Genomic DNA, 14,660 nt, shown 5'->3' on the forward strand with positions numbered 1-14,660 from the left:
ACAACGCGCCGACGTTGAACCATGAACTCCATCCCCGGCCATCGCTGAGAAAACCCAGCTCAGAACCTTCCATCACCCCGTAATCGAACGGGAGGCTGCTCCAGTGGCCCACCAGCAGTTCATCCAGGTCCATGGGTGGATTTTCGCGCGTCGAGCGGTCTTCCTTCCCGACCGGGTCCGATGAGACAGCGACCGGCGTCCCACTCGCGCTCGCCGCTCAACTCCCGCCGCCCGCATAGCCTTCGCAGCGATGACGAGCGATGACGAGCGGTGATCACCGGGACGGAACCCGCGGGGTGCGGCTGCGCACCGTGGACCTCGCGCGGGCCGTCGGTGTCTCGACGCAGCAGATCCGCAACTACGAGGACGCCGGTGTGCTGCCTCCGGCCGAGCGGTCGGCGACCGGCTACCGGAGCTTTGGGGAGGTGCACCGACGGGCCCTGCTGACGTACCGGTCGCTGCCCGCGGGGTACGGGCCGGTGCAGGCGGCGCGGATCATGCGGGCGGTGCACGCCGCGGACGTGCCCGGCGCGCTCGCCCTCGTGGACGCGGCGCACGCGGCACTGCACGAGGAGCGCGGCGCGCTGCGAGCGACGGGCGAAGCGCTTGAGACCCTCACCGGACAGCCCCCAAGGGCCGTACCGCGGGCGGGGCTGCGCATCGGGGAGCTGGCGGCGCTGCTCGGCGTCCGCGCGTCCGCGCTCCGCGTCTGGGAGGACGCCGGCCTGCTCACGCCCGGCCGCGAGCGCGGCACGCGCTACCGCCGCTACTCTCCCGCCGACGTACGCGACGCCCGGTTGATCCACACCCTGCGCCGCGCTCACCACGGCTTCGAGCAGATCCGCCCGGTTCTCGACGAGCTGCGCCGGGAGGGCAGCGGCGAGGCGCTGCGGGCCGCGCTCGCGCTGCGCGGCCGGACACTCACGGCCCGCTCCCGAGCGATGCTCACGGGCACGGCCCGGCTGCACGAGTACCTCGACCACCTCGACGGACTCAACCGCCTCGACCAACTCGGCTGACGCGGACGGCTCGGCGGACCCGACGGGGTCAGCGGGCACGGCGGACGCAACCGGTTCGGCAGACGCCGACGACTCGGTGGACGCCGACGACTCGGTGGACGCGACCGGCACCGCAGATACGGACGGCCCGGTCAACGCGAACGGCAGGCGGACGCGGACGCCGCGGTGGCCGCGATGCCGACGCGCACGCGCCGACGCGCACGCTCGTGTGTCAGCGCAGGCGGGACGACGACAGGATCGACAGGAGGTGGGCCGGCACCATCACCCAGGTGATCACGGCCAGCGCGCCGAGCGCCCAGCGCGTGGGTTCGATCCCGCCGGTCACGGCGTCCGCAACGGCAGCCGCCAGCAGCACCAGCGACGCCTCGATGCCGTTCGTCACCCGGTGGATCTTGAACGCCGCCGCCAGCCGCCGCACGGTGGCCACGCCCTGGGAGCGCGGCCGGGTCGACTCGTCGTCGGCGACGCCCAGCCCGCGCCGGGCACGGGCCACGTCCACCAGATCGGTGGATGCCTTCAGCAGGACGACGCCCAGCGCCGTGGCGATCCCGACCGACAGCCAGCCGCCGAAGCCGTTCTCGGCGGTCCGGAACCCGGCGCCCGCCAGCAGCGCCGCGTCCGCGAGATAGGCGCCCAGCCGGTCGACGTAGATCCCGGTGGCGCTGTTCTGTCCCTTCCAGCGGGCGACCTCGCCGTCCACGCAGTCGAAGAGCAGGAAGAGCTGCATGAGGATCACCGCCAAGACGGCCCCGGCCAGGCCCGGTATCAGCAGCGCGGCGCCCGCCGCGACCCCGCAGCCGACCATGGTCCAGGTCAGCTGGTCCGGCGTGACGCGCGTACGCACCAGTTGGCGGGTGAACCGCAGCGAGAGCCGTCGCATGTACAGGCGCCCGGCCCAGTGCTCGCCGTTGCGGCTCGCCAGCTTGGCCTGCGGCTGACAGACCTCTCGCAGCTCCTCCAGAACCGGAGCAGCAACCATGACCGTTCCTCCCACCCGGGGCCCAACTGCCGCTCACGCGGCGACGATCGGGCCAGCGTACAGAGTGCGTTTCCCTCCGCTTTACCTAGGCCGCCATGGCAGGTCGTACGCCGGTAACCTCGGCGCGCGACCCGACGGCACCCCCGCCCGCAACCGGGCGACATTCGGCACCGGTGGGCCCTCGGAGGTACGTTCCGCACGTTGCCCCGGAGTTGGCGCGAAGGAGAGTGGACGCATGGACCGCATGGACCACACCGACCGGGAACGGGCCCGCGGCTGGCTCGCCACCGCCGTCGCCGAGGCCCGCGCCGGACTGGCCGAGGGCGGTATCCCGATCGGCGCCGCCCTCTACGGCCCCGACGGCGCCCTCCTCGGCCGCGGCCACAACCGCCGCGTCCAGGACGACGATCCATCGATGCACGCGGAGACGGCCGCGTTCCGCGCCGCGGGGCGGCAGCCGACGTACCGGGGCACGACGATGGTCACCACCCTGTCGCCCTGCTGGTACTGCAGCGGTCTGGTGCGGCAGTTCGGCATCTCGCGGGTCGTGATCGGCGAGGCCGTCACCTTCCACGGCGGGCATGACTGGCTGGCCGCGCACGGCGTGGAGATCCTTGTCCTGGACGACCCCGAGTGCGTCGGGCTGATGCGCGACTTCATCAAGGACCGACCGGCGCTGTGGGGCGAGGACATCGGTGAGTGACCCCCGCATCCCATGATCGACCGCATCCCATGATCGACCGCATCCCACGATCGACCCGCTGCCCGGATCAACTGGTACCCGGATCAACTGGTACCCGGAGCGGGAGGTGATCGGTGATCGGTGGTCGGTGAACCGCGGCCGGGGCGGTTCCGCGTCGGGCCGCACACCGGCTTCGGGACGGTCACCGTCCTCGATTCGAGCGGCAGGCGGGCCGCGGCGGGGCGGAACGCTCGACTGGGCCGGGCCGCCCCCTGGCCCCCTGCCCGGGCCGGGCCATCCGGCCGACGGCGCACCCCGGGCGGGCCTGCCCTACGCGTCGGTGCCCGACTCCATGCGCTCGACCAGACGCTCGAAGCGGGCCCGCCAGCGTGACTCCGACTCCGCCTGGCCCTCCCCCTCGCCCAGGAACTCGTGGGTGAAGCGGAGCACGCTCCTGCCGGGCCCGCCCCGCTCCAGGTGGAACCTGAGCCGGCCGCCGTCCTCCAGCGTGTACTCCGCGACCCGGTCCACGTCCCACGCGGTCACCCGTCCGGTGCCCAGCTCACGCAGGGTGACCGCGCCGCCGAGCCGGGGTTCGAGGACGTCGGCGGCGGTGAGCCAGCCCGCGAGCCCGTCGGGCGTGGTCAGCGCGGGCCAGACCGTTTCCATGGGCCGCGGCAGGTGCACCAGGAAGCGGAGCAGATGCGCGTTCCCGGGGGTCCGGCTGCCGCCCTGTTCGATGGATCCGGCCATGACACCAGCCTGGACCGGCGCGGAACGTTCCGCACCCGGGTCAGACGCCCGCGTACGAGTGCTTGCCGCTCACGAAGATGTTCACGCCGTAGTAGTTGAACAGCCAGCAGCCGAACGCGATCAGCGCGAGGTAGGCGGCCTTGCGGCCCTTCCAGCCGGCGGTGGCGCGGGCGTGCAGGTAGCCGGCGTAGGCGACCCAGGTGATGAAGGACCAGGTCTCCTTGGGGTCCCAGTTCCAGTAGCGGCCCCAGGCGTCGCCCGCCCAGATCGCGCCCGCGATGATCGTGAACGTCCACAGCGGGAAGACGGCCGCGTTGACCCGGTAGGCGAACTTGTCGAGCGAGGCGGAGGCGGGCAGCCGCTCCAGCACCGAGGTGGCGAACGTGCCGGGCCGGCCGCCGCCCTGGAGCTTGTTCTCGTACGAGTCCTTGAACAGGTAGAGGATCGTGGCGACCGCGCCGACGTAGAACACCGCGCCGCAGAAGATCGCGGTGGAGACGTGGATGTACAGCCAGTACGAGTGCAGGGCCGGAACCAATTGGTCGCTGGCGGTGTACAAGACAGTGACGGCGAGGCCGAGATCGAGGAGGACCGTGGTGGTGAGGAACAGCCCCAGCCAGCGGACGTTCTTCTTCAGTGCCAGCAGCGTGAGGTACACGCCGACGGCGACCGTGGAGAAGGTGATGTTGAACTCGTACATGTTGCCCCACGGCGCCCGCTCCACGGAGGCCGCGCGGGCGATGACCCCGCCCAGCTCCACCAGGAAGGCGAGCACGGTGAGCGAGATGGCGATACGCCCGAAGAGATCGCCCTGTTCGTCACCGCCATGGGCGCCGGGGCCGTCCGGCACGTCCCGGGCGCCGGCCGCCGCGCGGACGACGACCTTGGGCCGCTCCAGCACGGCGGTACCGCCGGCGTTCTGCACGGTGACGGCGGGCGCTTCCGCCTTCTTCTTCGGCACATCGGCGGTCAGCGCGGCGGCCGTGCGGCCGACCTTGCTGCGGCTGCCGAGCAGCCATTCCGCGATATACGCGAAGAAGGCCAGCGTGTACACGGCCATCGACGAGTAGATCAGCGTGTTGCTGACGCTCGCGAGATGTTCGTTGGTCGCGACGGCGAGATCGATTGCGGCGGCGGAAGTCACTGCTTCTCAGCCCCTTCGGCGGGTACGGCCGGGGAGTCGGCGGATGGTGAAGGTTCGTCGTCGGGGTCGGGTGCCCCGGGCGCGCGGTCATAGAGGACGCCGGCGAGATCGCCCAGTTCCTCGGGGACCTTGGCGGACTCACTGCGGCCGAGGCCGGCCATCTCTACGACGGTGACCCCGTCGGGGCCGGGCACGGCCCGCACCCAGACGCGGCGGCGCTGGATGAACAGGGACGCGGCAAGGCCGAAGATCGCGGCGATGGCACCGCCGAGGGCCCAGCCGGCACCGCTCTCCTGAACGATCTCGAAGCCGGCCCACTCCTTGATGTCCTTCTCGAAGGTGATGGAGCCGGCGCCGTCCGGGAGGGTCATGGTCTTCCCCGGGGTGAGCTGCTTCTTCAGCAGGTTGCCCTTGGAGTCCTTGAACTCCTTCATATGGGTCTTGTCGAGTTGGTACACGCTCTGCGGCAGCCCGGAATCGACGCCCAGGTCGCCGTGGTAGGCGTTCAGCGCCAGCATCGGGCTGAGCGCCGCCGGGAACTGGGAGAGCATCGGGCTCCCCTTGCCGCCGTAGGTCGGCAGGAAGAAAGCCTGGAAGCCGAGTTGCTCGCTGACGCCCTTGGGGTTCTTGTAGCCGTCCATGACCTTGACCACACCGGACGAGGTGACGTTGCCGTCCAGCGGCAGAAGGGGGACCGCGTCATGGAAGACGACCTTGCCGTTGCCGTCGCGGACGGTGATGACCGGCGCATAACCGTGGCTGACGAGATAGACCTTGGCGCCGTCGATCTCCAGCGGCTTGTTGACCTGGACGGTCGCCGGGGTCTCCTTGCCGTAGGCGCCCTTGCTGTAGGTGATCTTCGCCTGGTAGGTGCGCGGGGTGCCGCGGTTCGGGCCGGTCAGCTCGTAGGTGCCCTTGAAGTCCTTCAGGTCGAAGCTGAACGGCACCAGGTCGTCGTCGGTGAAGAGGCTGCCGGACTTGAAGTCGTCGTACTGCAGCATCGAGTTGGCGAACCCGTCGCCCTCAACGATCAGCTTGCTGCCGTCCGACTTGTACAACTGGCCCGAGGCGAAGGCGACCAGCATCACGATCAGCGCGATATGGAAGACCAGGTTGCCCACTTCACGGGCGTAGCCCTTCTCGGCGGTGACCGAGTCCCCGGCGAGAAGGGTGCGGAAGCGGCGCTTCTTCAGCAGGGCGAGCGCGGCCTGGTGGACCTCCTCGGGCTCGGCCGTCGTGCGCCAGGTGGTGTAGGCGGGCAGCCGGGTCAGCCGCTTGGGCGCGCCCGGCGGCCGGCTGCGCAGCTGGCCCACGAACTGCCAGGTGCGGGGCACGATACAGCCGATGAGGGAGACGAACAGCAGGATGTAGATCGCGGAGAACCACACCGAGCTGTAGACGTGGAACAGGCCGAGCCTGTCGTAGATCGGCGCGAGCGTCGTGTGGGCCTTGCGGAAGTCGTCGACCTTGGTGGCGTCGATGCCGGTCTGCGGGATCAGCGAGCCGGGGATCGCGCCGAGCGACAGCAGCAGGAGCAGCAGCAGCGCGACCCGCATGGAGGTCAGCTGTCGCCAGAACCAGCGGGCCCAGCCGATGACGCCCAGTGCGGGCATGCTCACCGGCTCTTCGCGCGGAGCGGTGGACAGCCGGGAGCCGGCGTCCTCAAGACCCTGCTCCTCCGCTTCGCCCGGGGAGTTGTCGGGCGTGGCCTTCGACGTCGTGCTCATCGATCAGATCCCCACAGTGAAGCCGTTGGACCAGGTCTGCATCTGCTGCACCAGACTGTCCCAGGCGCCGGTCAGCAGCAGCACACCGGTGACGATCATCATCGTGCCGCCGATGCGCATCACCCAGACATAGTGGCGTTTGACCCAGCCGAAGGCACCGAGGGCCTTGCGGAAGGCCATCGCGGCGAGCACGAAGGGCACACCGAGGCCGACACAGTAGGCGACCGTCAGCAGGGCGCCGCGGCCGGCGCTGGCCTGGTTCATGGCCAGCCCCTGCACGGAGGCGAGGGTCGGACCGATGCAGGGCGTCCAGCCGATCCCGAACAGCGCGCCGAGCAGCGGCGCCCCGATCAGCCCGGTGCTCGGCCGCTGGTGGAAGCGGAACTCACGCTGGGTGAGCCACGGCATCAGCCCCATGAAGAACACGCCCATGACGATCATGAGCACACCCAGCACCTTGGTCAGGATGTCCTGGTGATCCAGCAGCGTCGAGCCGAAGTAGCCGAACAGCGCGCCGCCGGAGACGAACACGACGGTGAAGCCGAGGACAAACAGGGAGGCGCCCATGACCATCCGCCCGCGCCGGGCGTCCGCCAGATCGGTGCCGGCGACTCCGGTGACATAGGAGAGATAGCCGGGGACCAGCGGCAGCACGCACGGGGAGAAGAAGGAGATGAGGCCGCCGACGACCGCGACCGGCAGCGCGACGAGCAGCGCACCGCTGAAGACGGTCTCGTTGTGGCCCGTCTGTGCGGCGAGCGTCAGGAGCGCACTCATGTCACTTCTCCGCGAGGACCGGCTTGATCATCTTGAGCAGGTTCTCCTCGCTGAGGCCTTGCAGGGCGCGCGCGGCGATCTTCCCGTCCCGGTCGATGATGAGCGTGGAGGGGATCAGCTGCGGATTGAGCGTGCCCTTCTTGAACCGGAGCATGAGCTTGCCCGTCGGGTCGTACAGGCTGGGGTAGGTGATCCCCTGCTCCTTCTCGAAGGCGACCGCGGGGGTGGTGCTGCCGTCCCGGGTGTTGATGCCGACGAACTGGACGCCCCGGTCGGCGTACTCCCGGGAGACCTTGGCGAAGTTCTTGCCCTCGGCGCGGCATGGACCGCACCACGAGCCCCAGACGTTGACGACGACGACCTTGCCCTTGTAGTCGGCGACATCGAGGGTCTTGCCGTCGATCGTCTTGCCGGACAGGTCGGGCGCCGCGTCACGCGAGCCCTTGGCCGCCGTGTCGATGCCGTTGTTCCCGGTGACGAAGTTGGTGTTGCCGCCGCCCCCGGAGATGCCGCCGGAGCCGCACGCGGACAGGGCCAGGGCCGCCGCGGCGGCCACGGCGCTGAACAGGACGGCGCGGCTGCGGGTACTCATGTGAAAAGTTTCGCATGCCCGTTCCGGGGATCTTGCCCGCCCCCCTTGCGGGCGGAAATCCGCATTTCAGGCGGCGTTCACCGGGTCCTTGGACGCCTCGGAGCGGAACGCCTTCCAGCCGCCGACCGGGCGCTGTCCTACGTCCAGCGTGCGGAGTCGGGCGAGCACCTCGGGGCGCTGTACGTCGAGCCAGTCGACGAACTGCCGGAAGGAGACGATCCGTACGTCGGCGCCCTTCTCCTTCTCCCGCGCGATGTGCTTGAACGTCTCCTCCACGGCGTCCATATAGATGCCGCCGTTCCACTGCTCGAAGTGGTTGCCTATGAAGAAGGGTGCGCGATTTGTCTCGTATGCCCGATTGAATCCCGCTATGTACGCCTGCGCCGACTGCCGACGCCAGCCCGGGTAGTTGTACGCCGGCGCCTTGGTCGAGTTGACCGACTGGTTGGCGAGCATGTTGTAGTCCATGGACAGGACCTCGAAGGAGCGCCCGGGGAACGGGATCTGCTGCAACGGCAGGTCCCACACGCCCAGCTTCTTCTGGGGCCACACCTGACGGCCGCCGGGCGAGGAGGCGTCGTAGCGCCAGCCCAGTTCACGGGCGGTCGGCAGCAGATTGTCCTGGCCGAGCAGACAGGGCGTACGGCCGCCGACGAGTTCCTTGTCGTAGTCGAAGGGCAGCGCGGGCAGGTCGCTCCAGCCGCTGTTGGTCCGCCACCGCTTCACGAACGACTTGGCCTGCTCGATCTCGCTCCGCCACTGCTGCGGGGTCCAGTTGCCGACGGTGCCGGAGCCGGCACAGAAGTGCCCGTTGAAGTGCGTGCCGATCTCGTGGCCCGCCAGCCAGGCGCGGCGGACGTTCTTCAGCGTGGCCTTGATGTGCTCGTCGGTGAGGTAGCCGATGTCGGAGGCGCCGCGCGGGTTGTTCGGCGGGGCGTAGAGGCGCTTCTTCGACTCGGGCAGCAGATACAGCCCCGACAGGAAGAAGGTCATGCTCGCGCCGTGCTGCTCCGCCAGGTCGAGGAAGCGCGGGAAGAGGCCGTTGCCGACCTCGCCCGCCCCGTCCCAGGAGAAGACCACGAACTGCGGCGGGGTCTGGCCGGGTTCCAGCGGCTCGGGCGGGCCGGGCTGGTGCGGCTGCTTGCCCGTGAACGCCGTGGAGCCGTCGCCGATGGGCCGCGCGGCCGGCGCATCACCGGCGTCGCCCTTGCCGCTCCCCTGCCCCTTGCCGCGCCCGCTCCCGTCCCCGTCCCTGTTCCCGTCCCCGCCGGAACCGGAGCCGTGCCCGCCGCCGTCCAATCCCCTGAGAGTGCCGCAACCCACGAGTCCGGCGGCGGCCGCGGCCCCCGCGCCGAGGCCGAGGAGTCCCCTCCGGGAGAAGGTGCGCATGAAATCCCCGATTCGTCACGTCCTGCTGGTGGTCACCCACTCAGAGGGCGCGACGAACAGAGAGGTTCCGTATATTCTCCTATTTTTCTCCACCAAGACCGCAAAATCGCCGTAAAACACTTCGCAGACGCCCGTCAGACAGCCCGCCGGCGCTCGGCAGACCACCCGCGGACGTCCCGGCAGCCCCCTCGCAGACGCCCGGCAGACCACCCGCGGACGTCCCGGCAGCCCCCTCGCAGACGCCCGGCAGACCACCCGCGGACGTCCCGGCAGACGCCTCACAACCGCTCACGACCGCTCAGGCCCCAAATGCCTTGCCCTGCCCCTTGCCCTGCCCCGTCCCCTTCAGCGGCTTGGCGCCGCCGAGCAGATGGGCCGGGACGAGGTCACGGGCGGGCTCGGTGTATCCGACCGAGACGATCCGGTCGCCCTGGTAGGTGAAGGCCGTCAGCGAGGCGAGCGTGCACTGCCGCTTGCGCGGGTCGTGCCACAGCCGCCGCCTCTCGATGTACGACCGCACGATCCAGATCGGCAGCTGATGGCTCACCAGCACCGCCTCGTGCCCGCGCGCCCGGTCCCGGGCGGCGTCCAACGCGCCCTTCATCCGGACCACCTGGTCGATGTACGGCTCACCCCAGGACGGCTTGAACGGGTTGACGAGATGCTTCCAGTTGCCCGGCTTGCGCAGCGCCCCGTCGCCCACCCCGAACGTCTTGCCCTGGAAGACGTTCCCGGCCTCGATGAGCCGCTCGTCGGTGTCGAGGCCCAGCCCGTGCGCCTTGGCGATCGGGGTCGCGGTCTCCTGGGCCCGCTCCAGCGGGGAGGCCGCGACATACGTCACATCGCGGGAGGAGAGGTGCTCGGCTACCCGGTCGGCCATCTGCCGCCCGAGGTCGGACAGGTGATAGCCGGGCAGCCGCCCGTACAGGACCCCGTCCGGGTTGGCGACCTCTCCGTGCCGCATCAGATGGACCACCGTGATGTCCTTGTCGGTGCTCATACGGTGGCCTCCGCGGCGGCTCGGGCCGCCGCCGGAAGGGCGTCGGCGATGGTCTGGACGGCCCGCTCGTCATGCGCCGTGGACACGAACCAGGACTCGAAGGACGACGGCGGCAGATAGACGCCGTTCGCCAGCATCGCGTGGAAGAAGGCGGTGTAGCGGAAGGACTCCTGACGCTTGGCGTCCTCGTAGTCGCGCACCCGCCGGTCCGTGAAGAACACGGAGAACATGTTGGCGGCGCTCTGCACCTGATGCGCGACGCCCTCCTTGGTCAGCGCCTCGCCGACGAGGGAGCGGACCTGCTCGGATACGGCGTCGACCGTCCCGTACGCAGCGTCGTCCAGCAGCCGCAGCTGGGCGAGGCCGGCGGCGGTGGCGACCGGATTGCCGGAGAGCGTGCCCGCCTGGTAGACCGGCCCCGCCGGGGCGAGATGGGCCATGACATCCGCACGACCGCCGAAGGCCGCCGCCGGGAACCCGCCGCCCATCACCTTGCCGAAGGTCATGAGGTCGGGCCGCACACCCTCGATCCCGTACCAGCCGCTCCTGCTGGTACGGAAACCGGTCATGACCTCATCGGAGATGAACAGGGCGCCGTTCTCGGCGCACACGTCCTTCAGCCCCTGGTTGAACCCGGGCACGGGCGGCACGACGCCCATGTTGCCGGGCGAGGCCTCCGTGATCACACAGGCGATCTCACCGGGGTGCCGGTGGAATGCCTCCTGCACGGCCTCCAGATCGTTGTACGGCAGCACGATGGTGTCGCCGGCCTGGGCGCCGGTGACACCCGGGGTGTCGGGCAGCGCGAAGGTGGCGACACCGGAGCCGGCGGCGGCCAGCAGCGCGTCGACGTGACCGTGGTAACAGCCGGCGAACTTGATGACCTTGGAGCGCTGGGTGAACCCGCGCGCGAGCCGGATGGCCGACATGGTCGCCTCGGTCCCGCTGGACACCAGCCGCACCTGCTCGACCGGCTCGACCCGGGCGACGATCTCCTCGGCGAGGGCCACCTCGCCCTCCCCCGGCGTACCGAAGGACGTGCCGCGCGCGACGGCCGCCTGGACGGCGGTGATCACCTCGGGGTGCGAGTGCCCCAGGATCATCGGCCCCCAGGAACACACGAGGTCGACGTACTCCCGCCCGTCGGCGTCGGTCAGATAGGGGCCGGAGCCGGACACCATGAACCGGGGCGTGCCGCCCACGGCGCGGAAGGCACGCACCGGCGAGTTCACGCCGCCCGGGGTGACGGCGGACGCGCGGTCGAACAGGGCCTGCGAGACGGGCGCTTCATAGGGGTAGGGCGCACCTGAAAGGGACGATTCACTCATGACCTGCTACTTCTCCGACCTCTCCGACCTTCTCCGAGCTTTACGGCGTTTCTCAGCGTTTCTTGGCGTTTTCAGCGGGTTCAGCGGGTTCAGCGGGTTCAACGGGTTCAACGGGTTCAACGTTCTCAGCGCGTCCCGGACTCCGGTTGCGTAGTGACCTCCTCAGAGTGACCTCCTCAGAGTAGGCCGACCCCGCCACCGCTCCCGCAAGCACGTGGTCGATCGCCCGCCATCTGCGAGACTGGGGCCCGAGACGACCTGATACACAGAGAGAAACACAGCTCATACGGCACACGGTGATCAGCAGCCACGAGGATCCTGCGGACTGATGTTTCAACGCACGTTTCGGCGGGCGACCGTGGGGGAGGTCACTGACACGATGATCGGGTTGCGCGGCGGGGGCCACGCGTCCTAGAAAAGCAGTCGGGTGGAGATATGCATCGCGGTGGCGGACTGGGCGAGGGGACTGATGATCTGGGTCCTCGACGCGCCCGGCGGGGCAGGCACCGGCGCGACGCGGAGGAGACGACCGAAGCACGTCAGGCACAGGGTGTACCGGGAGAGCCCGAGCGGCCCGACCGGCGGACCGACCGCCGGGCCGAGCGTCGGGTCGACCGCCTCCGGGCGGGGAGCAGAAATGGTGGTCGGGTGGGGGTGACGTACAAATACTTCGGCGCGCCGGACGGCGCGACCGCGGCCCGTGTCCCGATCTCGATGCGCCCCGAGGAACTCGGCGGCGACGAGCTCGGCATGAACGGCATGTTCACCAAAATCAAGCCGGAGACGATGGCCGCGATGGTGCTGACCGGCATCGAGGGCGTACCCCTCTACAAGGTGCCGCCGCTCGAACTGGTGGTCCTGCACCCCGACTACGCGGTGGTCAGACTGCCGATGACGGTGGTCGACCCGCTGCGCGGCATCGGCGAGGAAGCGGTGGGCGCGGCGGCGTTCATCTGGTCCACGGTCCCGGACCGCGGCGGCCCACGGGACGCGTTCAACGTGTACCAACTGCTGCACGAGTGGCAGGACTTCTCGCACCGGTTGCATGAGGCGGGGCATCAGCCTTATTGCTTGGTCTGGCCCTGAGTCTGGGGTTTTGGTGGTAGCGGGCGGGGTCTTCGGGCCTCGCCCTTTTTGGTGCCGGAGAGGGGCCGTCAGGCGGCCAGGGCAATTGAGGGCACATTGGTTTCGGTGATGGCGCTGTTGTGCCCTGGGCGTCTCCGGTGGCCTGCGCCTCCGTCTCCGCCTCCGCCTCCGCCTCCGTGAAAGCGTCGTCGACCACCTTGCGGGTGTGGGTCTCGCTGGACGGCAGCAGGTGCGTGTACGTCCGCAGCGTGAAGCCCGGGTCCGAGTGGCCAAGGTATTCGGAGAGCGCCTTGATGCCCTCCCTCGCATCCAGGAGCACGGAGGCGTAGGCGTGCCGGAAGGCATGCATGCCGTCTTCCCGGGTCGCCTGGTGGTAGCGCGCGCCGCGCTCGCGGGGAGGGATCACGCCGGCGGCGGCCAGAGCCCGCTTCCAATCGCCCATGTTGAAGACGCTGCGGTTGCAGCCCCGGTCCTTCTCGTCGGCGAAGAGGAGGCGGAAGGTCTTCGGCTCACCGTCCGGCTTGACCCAGGGCAGGCTGACCTCGACCGCCGGGAACTCCTTCATGTGGGCCTTGACGGCGACGGCGAGCTGGGCCGGTAGGGGCACCGACCGGATCTTGTTGCCCTTGGGGAGGGCGAAGACGGGCTTCGTGCCGACGAGCCGCACCTGGCGGTTGACGTGGATCCAGCTGCCCCTGAAGTCGATGTCCTCGACGGCGAAGCCGAACACCTCGCCCTGACGCAGGCCGCAGCCGAAGGCGAGCTTGCCGCCGGCCTGGAAGCGCTTCGGGAGACCGGCGATGACGGCGCGCACGCGCTCCAACGACCAGGGGACGATCTTCTTCTTGGTCGCGGTCGGCAGTTTGACCGACTTCGCCTTGCAGGGGTTCTTCGGCAACAGCCCGTCCTCCACGGCCGCGCCGAGGATGCTGGAGAGGATGTCGAAGATGCCCTCGATCGTCGACACCTCCAGTTCGGCGTCCTGGAGCGTGCGAATCCAACCCTGAATGATCGAAGGCTGGTTGAGGGACCGCAGCTCGCGTCGGCCGAGGTGCTCGACGATGTGGTTGCGCACCGTCGCCTCGTAGCGGAGCGCGGTCGTCGGGCCGACGGAGTTCGCGTCGAGCCACTTCTGCGCGTAGGCGCCGAGCGTCTGCTTCGTCTCGGCCGGGACGACGTAGGAGCCGCGCCGGATTTCGACGTCGACCTCGGCGGCGCGGTTGTCCGCCTCGGCCTTCGTGTGGAAGTTCTCCTTGCGCTGATGGCCGTCCAGGTCGCGGTAACGGACCTGCCAGCGCTTGCCGATGCCGTGGTCGGCGGTAGGGACCATCCGCTTCGTACGGCTCTTGTGTTCGCCGCACTCGGCCTCGGCGGGCTTGGGGTGGGACTTATGCCAGCGGTCGTACACGTCAGCCAAGAAGGGCCTCCTGGATGGGGTTTGGGGACTGGGGGTGGCGTGGGTCGCAGCGGCGCGCGTCAGCCGCGGGAGCAGTAGGGCTGCGGGAGGGGCGGCGAGCTGGTGCTGGGGCAGGTCGGCGCAAGGCGTGGGTGCTTGATGGCGCGGGCGGCGTGGAGGCAGGCGGGGCCTATTTCGACAGGTCGGTTGGGCATGACAAATAGCTGTAACTTGCAGTCGACCGTCATGGCAAGAGTTAGTTCTTAAACTCTCCAAAAGTCGCCCGGAAGCGAAGTGGTGTTCGTCTCGTCGAATTCCGGCACATCACGAGCCGTTTCAGCTGGGAGGTTGTGCTACCTTCCCTCCGCATCAATGAGGCGGGCGATTTGAGCACCTATCGGATGCAGTGTCCGGCGGGCCGGCCGCGTCACTTCTGACTGCTGCACGCCGCCTCTGAGCTGCTGGGGTACCGGATTCCGGCACGTCGGCTGGTTGCTTCGCCGCAGAAAATTTCAGCTTCCGCGGGAGCGATTTCGGCAACCGGGGATTCGCCCTTACTGTTTTGGTCTCCCCCGGCGACGCCGAGGGAAGCAGCCGGGACTTTCAGAATTCACTCTGGACGCTCCCCAGATGGTGTGGCTGTGTTGCCCACGCCTGCCATCCAAAACCCTGATTCCGATATGGAGACCTCATTGAGCTGTTGCCAGCAATGATCGGTGGCGCTCCGTGACCACATCATGCGGTGCGGCTCTTCTCGAAGTGGAATAGGGCCAGGGCCGCGGCGACGA

13 protein-coding genes are annotated in these 14,660 nt (G+C 69.4%); 3 read left to right on the top strand and 10 right to left on the bottom strand.

Annotation, left to right across the window (positions count from 1 at the left end):
* The first annotated feature begins 260 nt into the window (after nt 1–260).
* A complete protein-coding gene (locus ACWEKM_RS04045; RefSeq protein WP_451619578.1) occupies nt 261–1,019 on the top strand; it encodes a MerR family transcriptional regulator in 759 nt (252 codons plus the stop codon).
* Nucleotides 1,020–1,230: 211 nt separating this feature from the next.
* On the opposite strand, the gene ACWEKM_RS04050 is transcribed toward ACWEKM_RS04045, so the two are convergent.
* On the bottom strand, nt 1,231–1,998 hold the full coding sequence (locus ACWEKM_RS04050; RefSeq protein ID WP_451619579.1) for a CDP-alcohol phosphatidyltransferase family protein: 768 nt from the start codon (nt 1,996–1,998) through the stop codon (nt 1,231–1,233).
* 235 nt (nt 1,999–2,233) lie between these two features.
* Between ACWEKM_RS04050 and ACWEKM_RS04055 the strand changes: the two genes are divergently transcribed.
* A complete protein-coding gene (locus ACWEKM_RS04055) occupies nt 2,234–2,701 on the top strand; it encodes a nucleoside deaminase (protein WP_451619580.1) in 468 nt (155 codons plus the stop codon).
* Nucleotides 2,702–3,010: 309 nt separating this feature from the next.
* On the opposite strand, the gene ACWEKM_RS04060 is transcribed toward ACWEKM_RS04055, so the two are convergent.
* The 8 genes from ACWEKM_RS04060 to hemL all read right to left on the bottom strand — a co-directional run bounded on the left by ACWEKM_RS04060 (nt 3,011) and on the right by hemL (nt 11,390).
* Nucleotides 3,011–3,433, bottom strand: coding sequence for an SRPBCC domain-containing protein (locus ACWEKM_RS04060; RefSeq protein WP_451619581.1), 423 nt, complete (start codon nt 3,431–3,433; stop codon nt 3,011–3,013).
* A 40-nt stretch (nt 3,434–3,473) separates the two neighbouring features.
* Nucleotides 3,474–4,577 (bottom strand): c-type cytochrome biogenesis protein CcsB, encoded by a 1,104-nt coding sequence (gene ccsB / locus ACWEKM_RS04065; protein ID WP_451619582.1) that lies wholly within the window; start codon nt 4,575–4,577, stop codon nt 3,474–3,476.
* Nucleotides 4,574–6,304 carry a cytochrome c biogenesis protein ResB gene (gene resB / locus ACWEKM_RS04070; RefSeq protein WP_451619583.1) on the bottom strand — a complete coding sequence of 577 codons (1,731 nt, stop codon included), beginning with the start codon at nt 6,302–6,304 and terminating at the stop codon, nt 4,574–4,576. Before resB ends, ccsB begins: the two co-directional genes overlap by 4 nt.
* A 3-nt stretch (nt 6,305–6,307) precedes the next feature.
* Nucleotides 6,308–7,081, bottom strand: a complete 774-nt coding sequence (locus ACWEKM_RS04075) for a cytochrome c biogenesis CcdA family protein (protein ID WP_451619584.1) — start codon at nt 7,079–7,081, stop codon at nt 6,308–6,310.
* 1 nt (nt 7,082) lies between these two features.
* Nucleotides 7,083–7,673: a TlpA family protein disulfide reductase gene (locus ACWEKM_RS04080; RefSeq protein ID WP_451619585.1), complete on the bottom strand. Its 591-nt coding sequence runs from the start codon at nt 7,671–7,673 to the stop codon at nt 7,083–7,085.
* 66 nt (nt 7,674–7,739) lie between these two features.
* A complete protein-coding gene (locus ACWEKM_RS04085; protein ID WP_451619586.1) occupies nt 7,740–9,062 on the bottom strand; it encodes a hypothetical protein in 1,323 nt (440 codons plus the stop codon).
* Nucleotides 9,063–9,360: 298 nt separating this feature from the next.
* Nucleotides 9,361–10,062: a histidine phosphatase family protein gene (locus ACWEKM_RS04090; protein WP_451619587.1), complete on the bottom strand. Its 702-nt coding sequence runs from the start codon at nt 10,060–10,062 to the stop codon at nt 9,361–9,363.
* Nucleotides 10,059–11,390: a glutamate-1-semialdehyde 2,1-aminomutase gene (gene hemL / locus ACWEKM_RS04095; protein ID WP_451619588.1), complete on the bottom strand. Its 1,332-nt coding sequence runs from the start codon at nt 11,388–11,390 to the stop codon at nt 10,059–10,061. The genes ACWEKM_RS04090 and hemL overlap by 4 nt, the downstream gene beginning before the upstream one ends.
* A gap of 648 nt (nt 11,391–12,038) precedes the next feature.
* Between hemL and ACWEKM_RS04100 the strand changes: the two genes are divergently transcribed.
* Nucleotides 12,039–12,476: a hypothetical protein gene (locus ACWEKM_RS04100; protein WP_451619589.1), complete on the top strand. Its 438-nt coding sequence runs from the start codon at nt 12,039–12,041 to the stop codon at nt 12,474–12,476.
* Here ACWEKM_RS04100 and ACWEKM_RS04105 read toward each other — a convergent pair.
* Nucleotides 12,385–13,884 (bottom strand): tyrosine-type recombinase/integrase, encoded by a 1,500-nt coding sequence (locus ACWEKM_RS04105; protein ID WP_451619595.1) that lies wholly within the window; start codon nt 13,882–13,884, stop codon nt 12,385–12,387. The two genes, ACWEKM_RS04100 and ACWEKM_RS04105, sit on opposite strands and share 92 nt — an antisense overlap.
* Nucleotides 13,885–14,660 lie beyond the last annotated feature (776 nt).

It is taken from the genome of Streptomyces sp. NPDC004752 (genome assembly GCF_053601275.1).

What these genes read in the sequence shown, in the direction of transcription:
- ACWEKM_RS04045 (WP_451619578.1), top strand. Translation starts at nt 261, where the DNA reads ATGACGAGCGGTGATCACCGGGACGGAACCCGCGGGGTGCGGCTGCGC.
- ACWEKM_RS04050 (WP_451619579.1), bottom strand. Translation starts at nt 1,998, where the DNA reads ATGGTTGCTGCTCCGGTTCTGGAGGAGCTGCGAGAGGTCTGTCAGCCG.
- ACWEKM_RS04055 (WP_451619580.1), top strand. Translation starts at nt 2,234, where the DNA reads ATGGACCGCATGGACCACACCGACCGGGAACGGGCCCGCGGCTGGCTC.
- ACWEKM_RS04060 (WP_451619581.1), bottom strand. Translation starts at nt 3,433, where the DNA reads ATGGCCGGATCCATCGAACAGGGCGGCAGCCGGACCCCCGGGAACGCG.
- resB (WP_451619583.1), bottom strand. Translation starts at nt 6,304, where the DNA reads ATGAGCACGACGTCGAAGGCCACGCCCGACAACTCCCCGGGCGAAGCG.
- ACWEKM_RS04075 (WP_451619584.1), bottom strand. Translation starts at nt 7,081, where the DNA reads ATGAGTGCGCTCCTGACGCTCGCCGCACAGACGGGCCACAACGAGACC.
- ACWEKM_RS04080 (WP_451619585.1), bottom strand. Translation starts at nt 7,673, where the DNA reads ATGAGTACCCGCAGCCGCGCCGTCCTGTTCAGCGCCGTGGCCGCCGCG.
- ACWEKM_RS04085 (WP_451619586.1), bottom strand. Translation starts at nt 9,062, where the DNA reads ATGCGCACCTTCTCCCGGAGGGGACTCCTCGGCCTCGGCGCGGGGGCC.
- ACWEKM_RS04090 (WP_451619587.1), bottom strand. Translation starts at nt 10,062, where the DNA reads ATGAGCACCGACAAGGACATCACGGTGGTCCATCTGATGCGGCACGGA.
- hemL (WP_451619588.1), bottom strand. Translation starts at nt 11,390, where the DNA reads ATGAGTGAATCGTCCCTTTCAGGTGCGCCCTACCCCTATGAAGCGCCC.